The sequence below is a fragment of the Burkholderia sp. AU33423 genome (assembly GCF_002223135.1).
In the GTDB taxonomy this organism is placed as follows: Bacteria; Pseudomonadota; Gammaproteobacteria; order Burkholderiales; family Burkholderiaceae; genus Burkholderia; species Burkholderia lata_D.
On sequence record NZ_NKFH01000004.1, the window covers coordinates 1,303,458 to 1,319,044 of the forward strand.

The following is a 15,587-nucleotide window of genomic DNA, read 5'->3' on the forward strand; positions in this document are numbered from 1 at the left end:
ATCGTGCAACGTCGCATGCACAGTGAAACCTGCATCGAAGGATGCGTGCACAGGTTGTGTGCCATGTTCCCGCATCCGTCGTACGGGTATTTCCGTAAGGGCGCTGCGAAAAAAATTTGTAACGGCGCACGCAACGTGTCGTCGAAAACGACCGCTCGAACGTATAGGGATGAAGGGGGAGGCGACGACGTCGGATGTGTCCAACACACAAGACGTTCCGTTGTTCGACGAGACGCGACGGATGCAGTTTCTGCGGCTCGGGACGTCGATTGTAAAACGACGAAATGTGTTGTCCAAGCGGTGTTGTCGAGAATGACGAACTTCATACGAAGAGTTCGTGAAAAAAAATAAGAAAGGGTTTAGGATGAATTCGAACGCGCTTGCTTCTGCGCAGTCGTACGAAGGCAGGCACGTCTTCAGACTCAGGCGAGGGAGGTAGCATGGATATTTACAGCAGCTTCGCGAACCGCTTCGAAAAAACGCGAGAGGAAGAGCTCTCGCTGGAGGAGTATCTCGCGCTCTGCAAGAACGATCCATCCGCGTACGCGACGGCTGGTGAACGCATGCTGGCAGCAATCGGGGAACCTGAACACATCGATACCCGCAACGAGCCGCGCCTGTCGCGGATCTTTGCGAACAAGGTCATCAAGGTCTATCCCGCATTCCGTGAGTTCTACGGAATGGAGGAGGTGATCGAGCAGGTGGTCGCCTATTTCCGCCACGCTGCGCAAGGGCTCGAAGAGAAGAAGCAGATCCTCTATCTGCTTGGCCCGGTGGGCGGCGGCAAGTCGTCGATCGCCGAGCGTCTGAAGCAACTGATGGAGCGCGTGCCGTTCTATTCGCTGAAGGGGTCGCCCGTCAACGAGTCGCCGCTCGGGCTGTTCGACTACGACGAAGACGGCCCGATCCTCGAGGAACAGTACGGCATTCCGCGCCGCTACCTGAAGAACATCCTGAGTCCGTGGGCCGTCAAGCGGCTGCACGAATACAACGGCGACATCCGCCAGTTCCGCGTGGTGCGCCGCTATCCGTCGATCCTGCGGCAGGTCGGCATCGCGAAGACGGAGCCGGGTGACGAGAATAATCAGGACATCTCGTCGCTGGTCGGCAAGGTCGATATCCGCAAGCTCGAACAGTACGCGCAGGACGACGCCGACGCGTACAGCTACTCGGGTGGTCTGTGCCTGGCGAACCAGGGGCTGCTCGAGTTCGTCGAAATGTTCAAGGCGCCGATCAAGGTGTTGCATCCGCTGCTCACCGCCACGCAGGAAGGCAACTTCAAGGGCACCGAGGGCTTCGGCGCGATTCCGTTCGACGGGATCATCCTCGCGCACTCGAACGAGTCGGAGTGGAAGGCGTTCCGCAACAACCGCAACAACGAGGCACTGCTCGACCGGATCTTCGTCGTGAAGGTGCCGTACTGCCTGCGCGTTTCGGAAGAAACCAAGATCTACGAGAAGCTGATCCGCAACTCGTCGCTGGCCGAGGCCGTCTGCGCGCCCGGCACGCTGAAGATGATGTCGCAGTTCTCGGTGCTGTCGCGCCTGCACGAGCCGGAGAATTCGAGCCTGTTCTCGAAGATGCAGGTGTATGACGGCGAAAACCTGAAGGACACCGATCCGAAGGCGAAGTCGTACCAGGAATACCGCGACTACGCGGGCGTGGACGAAGGGATGACGGGCGTGTCGACACGCTTCGCGTTCAAGATCCTGTCGCGCGTGTTCAACTTCGATTCGAGCGAGGTCGCGGCCAACCCCGTGCACCTGATGTACGTGCTCGAACAGCAGATCGAACGCGAGCAGTTCCCGCCGGAAACCGAGCAGAAGTACCTGTCCTTCGTGAAGGACGTGCTCGCGTCGCGCTACGCGGAATTCATCGGCAAGGAGATCCAGACGGCCTACCTCGAGTCGTATTCGGAGTACGGCCAGAACATCTTCGACCGCTACGTCACGTATGCGGACTTCTGGATCCAGGACCAGGAATTCCGCGATCACGACACGGGCGAGAGCTTCGACCGCGCCGCGCTGAACGCGGAGCTGGAGAAGATCGAGAAGCCAGCCGGCATCAGTAATCCGAAGGATTACCGCAACGAGATCGTGAACTTCGTGTTGCGTGCACGGGCGGCGAATGCCGGCAAGAACCCCGTGTGGACGAGCTACGAGAAGTTGCGCGTCGTGATCGAGAAGAAAATGTTCTCGAACACCGAGGAACTGTTGCCGGTGATTTCGTTCAACGCCAAGGGTTCGGCGGAGGAGCAGCGCAAGCATGAGGACTTTGTGAACCGGATGGTCGCGAAGGGCTATACGCCGAAGCAGGTGAGGCTGCTTTGCGACTGGTACCTGCGCGTGCGCAAGTCGTCATGACGCGCGCGGTACCGCGCCCGTACGGCGTCGCCGTACGGGTGTTTTCAGAGACGCCGCCCGCATGACGGGAGACGGCATGTGCGGCGAGCGTCCCGGCGTATCGATTTTCGAGCGGGAGACCGGGAGTGCTTCATCAAATCATCGACCGCAGGCTGGCCGGCAAGAACAAGAGTATCGCCAACCGCGAACGCTTTTTGCGTCGCGTCAAGAACTACATTCGTCGTGCCGTGTCCGACGCGGTGCGCGACCGTAGCATCAAGGATATCCAGAGCACGCAGAGCATCACGATCCCGCGCAAGGACATCGCGGAGCCGAATTTTCGGCACGCGCCTGGCGGGCGTCGTGAATACGTGCACCCCGGCAACGAGGACTACGTGCGCGGCGACAAGATCCCGCGTCCGCAGGGTGGCTCGGGCGGCGGGGGCAGTCAGGCGAGCAACGAGGGCGAAGGGCAGGACGACTTCGTGTTCGAGTTGTCGCGTGACGAGTTCATGCAGTACTTCTTCGACGATCTCGAGCTCCCGCGCCTCGTGAAGACGCACCTGCTGACGGTGCCGAGCTGGAAGAACGTGCGCGCGGGCTGGTCGGCGGAAGGCACGCCGAACAACATCGACGTCGTGCGTTCGCTGCGCAGCGCGCTCGGTCGCCGCATCGCGCTCGGCTCGCCGCTCGTCAACGAGCTGCGCGAACTCGAAGCGCAGCTCGAGGCGATGAAGACCGATCCGGAAGACCGGCGCGCGGAGATCGCGGTGCTCGAGGCCGAGATCCATCACCTGAAGGGGCGCATCTGGCGGATTCCGTTCATCGATCCGTTCGATCTGCGCTACATCAACCGCGTGAAGCAGCCGCAACCGTCGAGCCAGGCCGTGATGTTCTGCCTGATGGACGTGTCGGGCTCGATGGACGAGCAGCGCAAGGATCTGTCGAAGCGCTTCTTCATCCTGCTTTACCTGTTCCTCAAGCGGAACTACGAGCGCATCGAGGTCGTGTTCATCCGTCACCACACGCGAGCCGAGGAAGTCGACGAGGACACCTTCTTCCATTCGACCGAGAGCGGCGGCACGGTGGTGTCGAGCGCGCTCGAGCTGATGCGCAAGGTGATGAACGAGCGCTACTCGCCGACTGAGTGGAACATCTACGGCGCGCAGGCGTCCGACGGCGACAACTGGACCGACGATTCGCCCAAGTGTCGCAAAATCCTGGAAGAGGATATCCTCACGAAGACGCGTTACTTCGCGTATATCCAGGTCGCGCCGGAAGAGCAGAACCTGTGGCTGGAATACGCGCAACTGGCCTTGTCTCAGCCGCATCTCGCGATGAAAAAAGTCGAATCGGCTGCCGATATTTACCCGGTGTTTCGCGAATTGTTCGAAAAGCAGGTGGAAATGTCATGACGACCCGCCATCTGCACAACGAGTCGCGCGGCTATGCGCCGCGCCCTTCCGGCGACGACACGGCCGGCCCTGCCGCACCGCAGCAACGCGGGCAGGCCGAACCACCGCCGCCGCCGGCCGCCGACTTGCCCGGCCCAGGGCAAAAGGAAGCGCGTATGAACGTTGCCGAACGCAAGCCGCTGCCGTGCCCGTCCGACTGGACGTTCGAACTCCTCGAGGAATACGACACCCACATCTCGCAGGTCGCCGAACAATACGAGCTCGACATCTACCCGATCCAGCTCGAACTGATCAGCGCCGAGCAGATGATGGACGCGTATGCGTCGGTCGGGATGCCCGTCAACTACCGTCACTGGTCGTTCGGCAAGCATTTCCTGTCGACCGAGAAGAGCTACCGTCGCGGCCAGATGGGGCTCGCGTACGAAATCGTCATCAACTCGAACCCGTGCATCGCGTACCTGATGGAAGAGAACACGATGACGATGCAGGCGCTCGTCATCGCGCACGCGGCGTACGGGCACAACTCGTTCTTCAAGGGCAACTACCTGTTCCGGCTGTGGACCGACGCACACGCGATCATCGACTATCTCGTGTACGCGAAGAACTACGTCGCGGAATGCGAGGAGCGCTACGGCCTCGATCGCGTTGAGGAACTGCTCGATTCGTGCCATGCGCTGATGAACTACGGCGTCGACCGCTACAAGCGGCCGCAGAAGCCTTCGCTGTCGAAAGAAGCCGCGCTGCGGCGCGAGCGCGAGGCGTACCTGCAGTCGCAGGTGAACGAACTGTGGCGCACGCTGCCGGGCAAGAAGCCCGAGCTGATGGAGGAACAGGAAGAACGCTATCCGCCCGAGCCGCAGGAGAACCTGCTGTATTTCGCGGAGAAGAATGCGCCGCTGCTCGAGCCGTGGGAGCGGGAAGTGATCCGCATCGTGCGCAAGATCGGCCAGTATTTCTACCCGCAGCGGCAGACGCAGGTGATGAACGAAGGCTGGGCGACGTTCTGGCACTACACGCTGCTGAATACGCTGTACAACCAGGGGAAGCTGGAAGACAGCTTCATGATGGAGTTCCTGCACTCGCACAGCAACGTGGTCTACCAGCCGCCCGTCACGAAGCCGTACTACAGCGGGATCAACCCGTATGCGCTCGGCTTCTCGATGATGAGCGACATCCGGCGGATCTGCGAAGCGCCGACGGAAGAAGACTACAAGTGGTTTCCGGAGATCGCGGGCACCCCGTGGCTGCCGGCGATGCACTATGCGATGCGCAACTTCAAGGACGAGAGCTTCATCGCGCAGTACCTGTCGCCGAGCCTGATCCGCGACATGCGGCTGTTCTCGGTGCTTGACGACGACATGCGCGATTCGCTCGAGGTGTCGGCAATCCACGACGATTCGGGTTACCAGTACGTGCGGCAGGCGCTGTCGCGGCAATACGACATCCATCACCGCGAGCCGAACATCCAGGTGTGGGCGGTGAACACGCGCGGCGACCGCAGCCTCACGCTGCGCCACTTCATGACCGACAACCGCCACCTGTCGAACGACAGCGACGAGGTGCTCAAGCACATGGCGCGGCTCTGGCAGTTCGACGTGTTCCTGGAAAGCGTCGACGAGGCCGGCACCGTGCGCAAGCGCTACGAGTGCCGCTACGTGCCGCCGGAGGTGAGGATCTGAACATCGCAAGCAGAAAGTTTGCATCGGACGCCAGCCTTGCGGCTGGCGTTTTCATATGACGAACGCGTGGCGGGAGAAAAATCTTCTACATCCGGACGAACCCGGAGAGCCCGTTACTTTACATTTCGCTAAAATCCCGTAGCGCCGTGCGCCGGAACCGGTGCCACGTACGATCGCACGCGGCGGCCCCCGGCCGTCTCGCCCAGAAAGCACTAAAAGGAACTGACCAATCCATGGACGTCCAGACCGACCAAGCTGCGCTGTCCGCGCATGACACCCGGCGGCGCGTATTCGCCATCGTCGGCGCCTCGTCGGGCAACCTCGTCGAGTGGTTCGACTTCTACATCTACTCGTTCTGTGCGCTGTACTTCGCGCCGGCGTTCTTCCCGAGCGGCAACACGACGACGCAGCTGCTGAACACGGCCGGTGTGTTCGCGGCCGGCTTCCTGATGCGTCCGATCGGCGGCTGGCTGTTCGGCCGCATCGCCGACCGCCACGGCCGCCGCAACGCGATGATGATCTCGGTGCTGATGATGTGCGGCGGCTCGCTCGTGATCGCGGTGCTGCCGACCTATGCGCAGATCGGCGCGCTCGCGCCGGCGCTGCTGCTGGTCGCGCGGCTGTTCCAGGGGCTGTCGGTGGGCGGCGAATACGGCACGAGCGCGACCTACATGAGCGAGGTGGCGCTGAAGGGCCGCCGCGGCTTCTTCGCGTCGTTCCAATACGTGACGCTGATCGGCGGCCAGCTGTGCGCGCTGCTCGTGCTCGTGATCCTGCAGCAGACGCTGTCGGCCGGCGAACTGAAGGCGTGGGGCTGGCGCATTCCGTTCGTGGTCGGCGCGGCGGCCGCGCTGATCTCGCTGTACCTGCGCAAGTCGCTCGACGAAACGTCGACGACGGCATCGCGCGACAAGAAAGACGCGGGCACGATCCGCGGCGTGTGGCAGCACAAGGGCGCGTTCTTCACGGTGGTCGGCTTCACGGCCGGCGGCTCGCTGATCTTCTACACGTTCACGACGTACATGCAGAAGTACCTCGTGAACACGGCCGGCATGCATGCGAAGACGGCCAGCAACGTGATGACCGTCGCGCTGCTCGTCTACATGCTGATGCAGCCGGTGTTCGGCGCGCTGTCCGACAAGATCGGCCGCCGCACGTCGATGATCCTGTTCGGTTCGTTCGCGGTGATCGGCACGGTGCCGCTGATGCATGCGCTGAAGGACGTGACGAGCCCGGTGGCCGCATTCGTGCTGATTACCGTCGCGCTCGCGATCGTCAGCTTCTACACGTCGATCAGCGGCCTGATCAAGGCCGAGATGTTCCCGCCGGAAGTGCGCGCGATGGGCGTCGGCCTGTCGTACGCGGTCGCGAACGCGATCTTCGGCGGTTCCGCCGAGTACGTCGCGCTGTGGTTCAAGTCGATCGGCAGCGAGGAAACCTTCTACTGGTACGTGACCGTGCTGTGCGCGATCTCGCTGATCGTGTCGTGGCGGATGCGCGATCCGAGCAAGGAAGGGTATCTGCGTCACGAGCCGTGATCGCGTGCGGCGCAGCCCGGCCTTGCGGCCGCGGTTGCCCGCTGCGACAGGCAGTCAGCGGCGTCCCGCCATCATGGCGGGGCGCCGTTTTCTTTGGGGCGTGCGGCGGTGGCTCGGCGGCTCGGAAGGTCATCCCGGTGCCGGCGATATCGATATCGGAATCGCTTCGTTGTCCGGGGCAGGCGATCCCCTTATTCTGAATCCGTAGTTCGTGTGACACCTCCTTGACTGGGATTCGCGCCCGCTGCTTGCAGCGGGCGTCTTTTTATCCCGGGCTCGCCGACCGGCTCCGTCTCACGCTCGTTTCTTGCGGGACGCGAAATATAATGGCGCTCGCGCTGCTCACGCGCGACAACCCATACCAAGATCCCGATGAGAGAACAACAAGCTTCCTGGCCGTGGCTGACGATTCTGCTGGCCGTCGTCAATACCGCCGTTTTCGTGCTGATATGGCGACAGGCATCGTATGGCGAGCTGTCGAACCCGCTGCTGCTCGACTGGGGCGCGAACTTCGCGCCGTATACGCTCACGGGGCAGCCGTGGCGGCTGCTGACAAGCGCGTTTCTACACGGCGGCTGGACGCATCTTTTGCTGAACATGTACATGCTGATCGTGCTCGGCACGGTGCTCGAACGCACCGGCGGAACGCTCCGGTTCGGCGTCGCGTACCTGTTGTCCGCGCTCGGCGGCTCGCTGCTGAGCGCGCTGTGGCATGGCTATCACGAAGTCGGCAGCACCAGTTTCGCGTTCGGTGTCGTGCTGGAGTCAAGCGGGATCCGGCCGGTCGTGAGTGTCGGCGCGTCGGGCGCGCTGATGGGACTGGCCGGCGCGGCCGCGGCATTCGCGCTGCGACGCAGGAGCGACGGCGGCCGCGATGCGCCGGTTGCGATCAATCTCGGTGCGGTCGGTCAGGTGATCGCGATCAACCTGGCGTCGGGCTTTTTCATCTCCGGCATCGACCAGGCCGCGCATCTCGGCGGCGTGATCACCGGGTTCGTCGCCGGTTGGCTGATGTACGGGGCCGGGCGCTCGATGCGTGTCGCCGTGCCGCTCGTACTCGCGGTGCTCGGCAGCGCGGCGATGTTGTTCGCCGCGCAGCGGGCGGGCAGCGAGGAACTGCAAGGCTGGCGCGTCGCGACACATCGCGAGATCGCGCGCGACGCCGCGCAGCGGCAGGCGAAACAGCAGGCGGCCGCGATTGCCGAGCAGATTCGCTACGACGAGCAGCACCGCCCGACGCCCGTGTCGGCCGAGCAGGCGGCAGGCACCGTCGTGCCGGTCGGCAAGTGGCCGTACGCGATGGTGCTGGGCGCATCGGGCAAGCGCCTGTACGTGACCGACATCGACCGGAACACGCTCGTCGTCGTCGACGTCGAGCAGCATGCAGTCGTTCGCACGATCGAAGGCGGGCCGTTCGCGACGGGACTCGACGGCTGCCCGGGCAACATGTGCCGCGGCCGCGGCGCGAGCGGCCTGTACGTGAGCCCCGACGAACGCTATGCGTATGTCGCGTCGATGCGCGAGAACGGCCTCGTGCGCATCGACCTGAACAGCGGCGCGATCGTCGACGGCGTGACGCTCGGACGGTTCCCGCGCGCGATCGTCGCATCCGCGTCGAACGACAGGTTGTACGTGCTGAACAGCCTCGACGACACGATTTCCGTCGTCAGTCTCGCGCACTGGCCGCAGGTCATCGCGACGCTGCCGCTCGGCGAGCATGACGCCTCGGGCGTCGAGTTCGGCCGCGCGCTGTCGATGTGGCTGTCGCCCGATGGCCGCCGGCTGTATGCATATGCGATGCAGAAGAGCGCGATCGTTGCATTCGATACGGCGACGAACGCGCCGGTGCAGACCTATCCGGTCGATTCGGATTTCATCCAGGCGCAGCCGGCCGCGAAGGGCGCGGGTCTCTGGGTTGATAACGCGTCGTCGATTCAGTGGAGCGATGGGGCGAGCCTTGCCATACGCGACCGTTATCCGGTCTGCCAGACGTCGATGCACAGCTTCGACGGCAGCGGCGATGGTTCGCTGATCGTGGTGGCGGGCTATGACGACAAGCCGATGCGCGTGATCAAGACCGCTACGCGCCGCACCGTGGGCGAATTTCCGGTTGCGGGCGGCGTGTCGCAGGTGATCTTCGCGCCGGATCACCGGACGCTGTTCGCGCTGGGCGCATCGGGCACGCTGTCGTTCCTGAGCATGGACCGCTCGCTCGACTACCTGCAGGACGGCGGTGATGGCGAGTTCCTGTGTGCCGCGTCCGCGGACGGCGCCGAAGACGGCGGCAGCGAATGACCTCACGCGCAGGTGCGTGCGGGGCACATGCCGCCCCTCATCACGAAACCCGCTGAGCAAAGCACCATTTGTTGGTTCGGATTCGCCGCACGCGCTGATACGTTAGCGGCTTCGCGACGATACACATCCGTCGCGATGTTCTTCGAACCGGGCCGCCGCGCGATCCGCGGCGGCCTTCATAACAAATCAGGTCGTGCTCATGAAATTCCACACGCTCGCTACGTGGCTCGTCGGAGCTGCGCTCATCACCGCCGGCGCCGTCGCGCATGCGGATCGTCTCGACGACATCAAGAAGGCCGGTGTGCTGCGCGTCGCAACGTTCGACAGCAACCCGCCGTTCGGCTATGTCGACGGCAAGAGCAATCACATCGTCGGCCTCGACGTCGACTATGCGAAGGCGCTCGCCGACAAGCTCGGCGTAAAGCTGCAGCTCCAGCCGACCAACCCCGCGAACCGCATTCCGTTCCTGACGTCCGGCAAGGTCGATCTCGTGCTCGCGAATTTCACGATCACCGACGAGCGCGCGAAGCAGGTCGACTTCAGCATTCCGTATTTCTCGTCGGGCCAGCAGTTTCTCGCGAAGAAGGGCGTGCTGAAATCGGCCGACCAGCTGAACGCGCTGCGCGTCGGCGCCGACAAGGGCACGACCAACGAGATCACGCTGCGCGAGAAATTCCCGAAGGCGACGATCGTCGCGTATGACGACACGCCGTTCGCGTTCGCCGCGCTGCGCGCCGGCAACGTGCAGGCGATCACGCAGGACGGCCCGAAGCTCATCGGACTGCTCGCGAACGTGCCCGACAAGCAGAACTACGAGATCCCGGCGTTCACGATCTCGAACGACTACATGGGCGTCGGCGTGCCGAAGGGCGAGACGCGCCTGCTCGGCTTCGTCAACGACACGCTGAAGGGGCTCGAGGCGAACGGCCGCGCCGCGCAGATCTACGACGCCTGGTTCGGGCCGACGACGAAGACGCCGCTCACGCGCATCTTCCGGATCGGCGACAAGACCTGATCCGCATCGCACGCGCGCCGCGACCGGCCGGACCCTCGGCCGCGCGGCGCTTTTCGTTTTCTTCCGATCGCGCGCTTCGCGCCCGCAACACAGCATGCTCGGGTTGGCTCCCAAATATTTGTCCTGGCTCTGGCAGGGCTTCCTGCTGACGCTCGGCCTTGCGGCCGCGTCGGCCGTCGTCGCGACCGCCGGCGGGCTGCTGCTCGCGGTCATGCGGCATGCGCGCGGCACGGCGCCGCGCGCGGTGGCGGCCGCGTACGTCGTCACGTTCCGCAACACGCCGCTGCTCGTGCAGTTGCTGTTCTGGTATTTCGGTGTCGCGTCGCTGCTGCCCGATACATGGATCGCGTGGCTGAACGCGCGTCATGCGTTGAGCATCGGCCCGTTCACGCTTGCGTGGCCGTCGTTCGAATTCGTCGCGGGCTGGGTCGGGCTGAGTGCCTATACGGCCGCGTTCGTCGCCGAGGAGTGCGAAGCCGGCCTGCGCGGCGTGCGGCGCGCACAGCACGATGCGGCGGCCGCACTCGGCCTCACGCCGATGCAGTCGCTGCGTTACGTGGTGCTGCCGCAGGCGGTGCGCATCGCGTTGCCGCCGCTGTTCGGCCAATACATGAATCTCGTGAAGAACTCGTCGCTCGCGATGGCGATCGGCGTGGCCGAGCTGTCGTATGCATCGCGGCAGGTCGAGACCGAGACGTTCAAGACGTTCGCCGCCTTCGGCGTGGCGACCGTGCTGTACGTCGCGGCGGTGGCCGCGATCGAAGCGGGCGCGTATGCCGCCACGCAATGGCGCGACCGGCTGGGAGCGGGGCGCTGACGATGGATTTTTCGCTGCTGCTCGCCAATCTGCCGTACCTGCTCGTCGGCGCCTTTCCGGACGGGCCGCTCGGCGGCGCCGCGCTGTCGCTGCTGCTCGCGATCGCGTCGGCCGTCGCCTCGGCCGTGCTCGGCATCGCGCTCGGCGTTGCGATGGCGCTCGCGCGTGGCCCCGTGCGCGTGCTGTTGCTCGCGTTCATCGGCTTCTTCCGCGCGATTCCCGTGCTGATGCTGATTTTCTGGACCTACTTCCTGATGCCCATGCTGCTGCACATGGACGTGCCGGGGCTCGCGACGGTCGTGTGCGCGCTCGCGCTGATCGGCGGCGCGTATCTCGCGCACGCGGTGCATGCGGGCATCGTTGCGGCCGGCGACGGGCAATGGCAGGCCGGGCTGTCGCTCGGGCTCACGCGCTGGCAGACGGTGCGCTACGTGTTGCTGCCGCAGGCGATCCGGATCATGACGCCGTCGTTCGTCAACCAGTGGGTCGCGCTCGTGAAGGACACGTCGCTCGCGTATATCGTTGGCGTGCCGGAGCTGTCGTTCGTCGCGACGCAGGTGAACAACCGGCTGATGGTGTATCCGGCACCGATCTTCCTGTTCGTCGCGCTGATCTATCTGGTGCTGTGCACGTCGCTCGACGGCGCGGCGCGCTTGTTGCTGTCGCGCCGCCCGGGCGCGGAACGCGCCGCGCACGCGGCGGCCGAGTATACGGAACCCGCGCGGTGACGGCATGCCGCGGCCGTTTCGAATGGCCGACGAGGCTGTATCGATGAAAGTGTGGCGCGGACAGCACGCCGGGCAGCACGGACCACGACGGTAGAGGGCCGGCCGCGCGCGCCGCTGCTCATCGAGCGACGGCGGGCGGCACGTGCATCACGACGCCGAGTAATGCGTATTGAAGACGGCGCGCAGCGTCGATGAATCGGTCGCGAAATCGCCCCACAGCGGCCCGTCGTTCTGCGCGAACGCGAACGGCGCCGTATTGATCGAGGCGAGACGGAAGCGCCATTGCGCCGCTTCCTGGCGGAAGGCGGTGAGCTGCATGTCGGACAGCGCCGTCTGCGCGCTCGCGAGCGTGACGAGCGGATCGACCGGATCGTTCGCGACGCGCACCTCGAAGTGCAGGTGCGGGCCCGTCGCGGCGCCCGTCATCCCGACCGAGCCGATGCGTTGCCCCTGCTTCACGGTTTCGCCGACCTTCAGCCCGCGAGCGTACGCGGACAGATGCGCGTAGTAGGTCGAATAGCCATCCGCATGATCGACGATCACGTAGCGGCCGTAGCCGCCCGGATCGGTGCCGACGAACGATACGACGCCGTCGGCCGCCGCATCGACGGGCGTGCCGCTCGGCGCGGCGAGATCGACACCCGTGTGGAACGCCATCGCCTGCGACAGCGGGTGAATGCGCTCGCCGAAGAACGAGCTGATGCGCGTCCACTTGACCGGCATCGTGAAGGCGGCGGCCTCGAGCGGCGAGCCGTCGAGCGCGTAGTACGCGCCGTGCTCGGCGCCCGGCGCGCGGAACCAGATCGCGCCGAACGTGCGGCCGGCAATGCGCAGTTCGAGCGCGGTGAGGCGCGGCGTGCCGTCGTTCGTATCGAACGCGACGCGGTAGTAGTCGCCGCGCTGCGCGCTCGCCCGCATCGCGACCTTGCCGCTGACGAGATCGCCGAGCTGGATGCGCACCTCGGGCGGCACGTCGAGACGGTTCAGCGTATCGGACAGCGTGAGCTCGATGTCGCCCGCGCGCATCCCGTGCTGGTTTTCGGGGGCCGCGAACTGGAACAGGCTCGCGTAGCCGAGCATGTCGTTGCGGTGCGCGCTGAGCGGCGCGAACAGCCCCGGCTGCTGGCTGCGGTCGTTGCGTTCGCCGGCATCGTTGCGCTCGCCGATCGTGCGGGCGAGCTCGCTGGTCACGAAATGCTGCGCGGTGGGAAACGGCGTGTCGGACAGCACGCGCTGCGGCAGCGCAGCCGTGCCCGAATCGACGGCGCCCGGCAGTTGCGACACGGCCGGCAGCGCGGCGAGGCCGAGTGCGGCGAGGGCGCCGAGCACGGCGGCCGGCACGAGGGCGCGCGCAATGCGCTGCGCGCGGCCGGGCGCGAAAGCATCAGGGGTAGCGGCAGACTTGACCAAGGTGTCCACATCCAGGAAAGCGGTTCAAAGGGGTGTGGGCAGGGTCCACCGGCGGCACATCCGTCGGACAGCGACGGGGCGGGCGGCGGGCGTGCAACAAAACAGGCCCCGCCAGGGGCCTGTGTCGTTTCCGTTCGACCCAACGCGCGGGGCGGGCCCGCTTCGAACGGCGGCGTGCAGACCGGGTCGTACCCGGTTATCACGAAGACGCTAAAGAAAGATGACAGCGTCAGTCTACCGATGTTCCGCAAAACGTTAAAAATTTTAAAGGGGGTCAGCTCATTCGTTTCGCAGTGCGGTAAATCGGGTTAAATCAGCATTTATTACGACAAATTGCGTCAGTCCGGCAATTTGTGCGCGTGGATGCACAGCGCGGCGGACGTGCGCACGGTGTCGAAGCCGGCGTCGAGCATGGCCTCGGCGTCGTTCCACAGGTTGCCGCGCAGCCGGTTGGTCCAGATCATCGACGCGAACACGCCTTCGAGCAGCGAGACGAGATAGACGGCGGCCAGGTGCACGTCGAGATCGGCGGCGACTTCGCCGGCCGCGATCGCGCGGCGCAGCAGCGCCTTCGTGATCCGCAGCATCTGCAGTTCGAGCAGCATGCGGCGCCGCTGCAGCGCGCCGTTTTCCTCGCTCTGCTCGCACTTCGTATAGAGGATCACGAGCACGCGCTGCATCGGGCCCGGCTCGCCGCATTCCTGCAGATAGTGCGACGCGGCGCGCCGCAGCGTGGCGAGCGGGGGTAGCCCTTCGCCCGCGTCGAAGCCTTCCGACGTGCGCGCGAACGCGCGGTCGCACATCGCGAGACACACTTCCATCTTGTTGCGGTAATGGCCGTAGACGGCGCCCCGCGACATCCCGGCGGCCTCGGCGAGGTCCGCCATCGCGGTTTGTGCCACGCCTTTCTCGAGCAGCACGAGCTCGGCGGCGTCGAGGATCCGGTGCTTGATGGCGAGCGATTCTTCGCGGGTCTTGCGGGCCATGTCCTGAAATTCCTTACAATTCGCTGTCGTTTTATTGAGACAGTGTGGCGGTCAGATTGAAACGGTGTGTATTTAATCAGTCGTGACTGATTATAATCGGCCACCCTGAGCCGTCGCATTTTATCGGTGGCGAACGATCCGAGGTCACATATGAATAACAATCGCTCCCTGTTGCGCCACCGACTGGCGCCGTTCGCGCTGGCGGCCGTGCTGGCCCTGGCCGGATGTGGAAAGGGCGACAAGGACGCCGCGCCGGAGGCCGCGAAACAGGCGACGGTCGTGACGGTGCGCCCGACGGCCGTGGCGATGACCGTCGAATTGCCGGGCCGGCTCGACGCGTACCGGCAGGCGGAAGTGCGTGCGCGGGTCGCGGGCATCGTGACCGCACGCACCTACGAGGAAGGCCAGGAAGTGAAGCAGGGCGCGGTGCTGTTCCGCATCGATCCCGCGCCGCTGAAGGCCGCGCGCGACGCCGCGCAGGGTGCGCTCGCGAAGGCGCAGGCCGCCGCGCTCGCGGCGAGCGACAAGCGCCGCCGTTACGACGATCTCGTGCGCGACCGCGCGGTGAGCGAACGCGACCACACCGAGGCCGTCGCGGCCGACACGCAGGCGAAGGCCGACGTCGCTTCCGCGAAGGCGGAACTCGCGCGCGCGCAGTTGCAGCTCGACTATGCGACCGTCACCGCGCCGATCGCGGGCCGCGCCCGGCGCGCGCTCGTGACCGAAGGCGCGCTCGTCGGCCAGGACCAGGCGACGCCGCTCACGACCGTCGAGCAGCTCGATCCGATCTACGTAAACTTCTCGCAGCCGGCCGCCGACGTCGACGCGCTGCGCCGCGCGGTGAAGAGCGGGCGGGCGACGGGCATCGCGCAGCACGACATCGCGGTGACGCTGCTGCGCGCCGACGGCACGGCGTATCCGCTGAAGGGCAAGCTGCTGTTCAGCGATCTCGCGGTCGATCCGACCACCGACACCGTCGCGATGCGCGCGCTGTTCCCGAATCCGGAGCGCGAGCTGCTGCCGGGCGCGTATGTGCGGATCGCGCTCGACACGGCGGTCGACCAGCGGGCGATCCTCGTGCCGCGCGATGCGCTGCTGCGCACGGCCGACCGCTCGTCGGTGCGGGTCGTCGGCACGAACGGCAAGGTCAAGGACGTCGAGGTCACGGCCGACCAGATGAGCGGCCATGACTGGCGCATCACGCGCGGCCTCGCGGGCGGCGAGCGCGTGATCGTCGACAACGCTGCGCAGTTCGCGCCCGACACGGCCGTCAAGCCCGTCGAGAAGGAGCCGCCGTCGAAGGCAGCGCCGGCAGCGGCCGCTTCGCAGGCGGCCGCCCGTCAAACCTGACTGGTCAACACC

General features: G+C 65.2%; 11 protein-coding genes. 9 read left to right on the forward strand and 2 right to left on the reverse strand.

The features are described from left to right. Positions 1-440 precede the first annotated feature (440 nt). The 8 genes from CFB50_RS08845 (at position 441) to CFB50_RS08880 (ending at position 11,829) form a co-directional block, all read left to right on the forward strand. A complete protein-coding gene (locus CFB50_RS08845) occupies positions 441-2,363 on the forward strand; it encodes a PrkA family serine protein kinase (protein ID WP_043182748.1) in 1,923 nt (640 codons plus the stop codon). Positions 2,364-2,488: 125 nt separating this feature from the next. Beyond that, the gene (locus tag CFB50_RS08850) at positions 2,489-3,757 is read left to right on the forward strand and encodes a YeaH/YhbH family protein (RefSeq protein WP_069247902.1); all 1,269 of its coding nucleotides are present in this window, start codon (positions 2,489-2,491) and stop codon (positions 3,755-3,757) included. Continuing rightward, entirely contained in the window at positions 3,754-5,436 is a 1,683-nt protein-coding gene (locus tag CFB50_RS08855; RefSeq protein ID WP_069247903.1) for a SpoVR family protein, read from the forward strand. The genes CFB50_RS08850 and CFB50_RS08855 overlap by 4 nt, the downstream gene beginning before the upstream one ends. A 233-nt stretch (positions 5,437-5,669) precedes the next feature. Next, positions 5,670-6,974, forward strand: a complete 1,305-nt coding sequence (locus CFB50_RS08860) for an MFS family transporter (protein WP_089445580.1) — start codon at positions 5,670-5,672, stop codon at positions 6,972-6,974. 372 nt (positions 6,975-7,346) lie between these two features. Next, positions 7,347-9,269: a rhomboid family intramembrane serine protease gene (locus CFB50_RS08865; RefSeq protein WP_089445581.1), complete on the forward strand. Its 1,923-nt coding sequence runs from the start codon at positions 7,347-7,349 to the stop codon at positions 9,267-9,269. A gap of 199 nt (positions 9,270-9,468) precedes the next feature. Further along, a complete protein-coding gene (locus tag CFB50_RS08870) occupies positions 9,469-10,284 on the forward strand; it encodes an ABC transporter substrate-binding protein (protein WP_089445582.1) in 816 nt (271 codons plus the stop codon). 94 nt (positions 10,285-10,378) lie between these two features. Next, positions 10,379-11,101 (forward strand): amino acid ABC transporter permease, encoded by a 723-nt coding sequence (locus CFB50_RS08875; protein ID WP_089445583.1) that lies wholly within the window; start codon positions 10,379-10,381, stop codon positions 11,099-11,101. 2 nt (positions 11,102-11,103) lie between these two features. Further along, positions 11,104-11,829 carry an amino acid ABC transporter permease gene (locus tag CFB50_RS08880; RefSeq protein WP_089445584.1) on the forward strand — a complete coding sequence of 242 codons (726 nt, stop codon included), beginning with the start codon at positions 11,104-11,106 and terminating at the stop codon, positions 11,827-11,829. A 147-nt stretch (positions 11,830-11,976) separates the two neighbouring features. Here the strand turns inward: CFB50_RS08880 and CFB50_RS08885 are convergent, their stop codons facing one another. Together CFB50_RS08885 and CFB50_RS08890 are read right to left on the reverse strand one after the other, a co-directional pair. Continuing rightward, on the reverse strand, positions 11,977-13,239 hold the full coding sequence (locus tag CFB50_RS08885; protein WP_089445585.1) for a M23 family metallopeptidase: 1,263 nt from the start codon (positions 13,237-13,239) through the stop codon (positions 11,977-11,979). Positions 13,240-13,577: 338 nt separating this feature from the next. Next, complete coding sequence (locus tag CFB50_RS08890) at positions 13,578-14,225, reverse strand: TetR family transcriptional regulator (RefSeq protein ID WP_089445586.1); 648 nt, start codon at positions 14,223-14,225, stop codon at positions 13,578-13,580. Between the two features lie 150 nt (positions 14,226-14,375). On the opposite strand from CFB50_RS08890, the gene CFB50_RS08895 reads away from it, so the two are divergent. Further along, positions 14,376-15,575 carry a MexX/AxyX family multidrug efflux RND transporter periplasmic adaptor subunit gene (locus CFB50_RS08895; protein ID WP_089445587.1) on the forward strand — a complete coding sequence of 400 codons (1,200 nt, stop codon included), beginning with the start codon at positions 14,376-14,378 and terminating at the stop codon, positions 15,573-15,575. Positions 15,576-15,587: the final 12 nt, after the last annotated feature.

Excerpts from the sequence above, each read along its gene's own strand:
- CFB50_RS08845 (WP_043182748.1), top strand. The coding sequence starts at position 441 with ATGGATATTTACAGCAGCTTCGCGAACCGCTTCGAAAAAACGCGAGAG.
- CFB50_RS08855 (WP_069247903.1), top strand. The coding sequence starts at position 3,754 with ATGACGACCCGCCATCTGCACAACGAGTCGCGCGGCTATGCGCCGCGC.
- CFB50_RS08860 (WP_089445580.1), top strand. The coding sequence starts at position 5,670 with ATGGACGTCCAGACCGACCAAGCTGCGCTGTCCGCGCATGACACCCGG.
- CFB50_RS08865 (WP_089445581.1), top strand. The coding sequence starts at position 7,347 with ATGAGAGAACAACAAGCTTCCTGGCCGTGGCTGACGATTCTGCTGGCC.
- CFB50_RS08870 (WP_089445582.1), top strand. The coding sequence starts at position 9,469 with ATGAAATTCCACACGCTCGCTACGTGGCTCGTCGGAGCTGCGCTCATC.
- CFB50_RS08875 (WP_089445583.1), top strand. The coding sequence starts at position 10,379 with ATGCTCGGGTTGGCTCCCAAATATTTGTCCTGGCTCTGGCAGGGCTTC.
- CFB50_RS08880 (WP_089445584.1), top strand. The coding sequence starts at position 11,104 with ATGGATTTTTCGCTGCTGCTCGCCAATCTGCCGTACCTGCTCGTCGGC.
- CFB50_RS08890 (WP_089445586.1), bottom strand. The coding sequence starts at position 14,225 with ATGGCCCGCAAGACCCGCGAAGAATCGCTCGCCATCAAGCACCGGATC.
- CFB50_RS08895 (WP_089445587.1), top strand. The coding sequence starts at position 14,376 with ATGAATAACAATCGCTCCCTGTTGCGCCACCGACTGGCGCCGTTCGCG.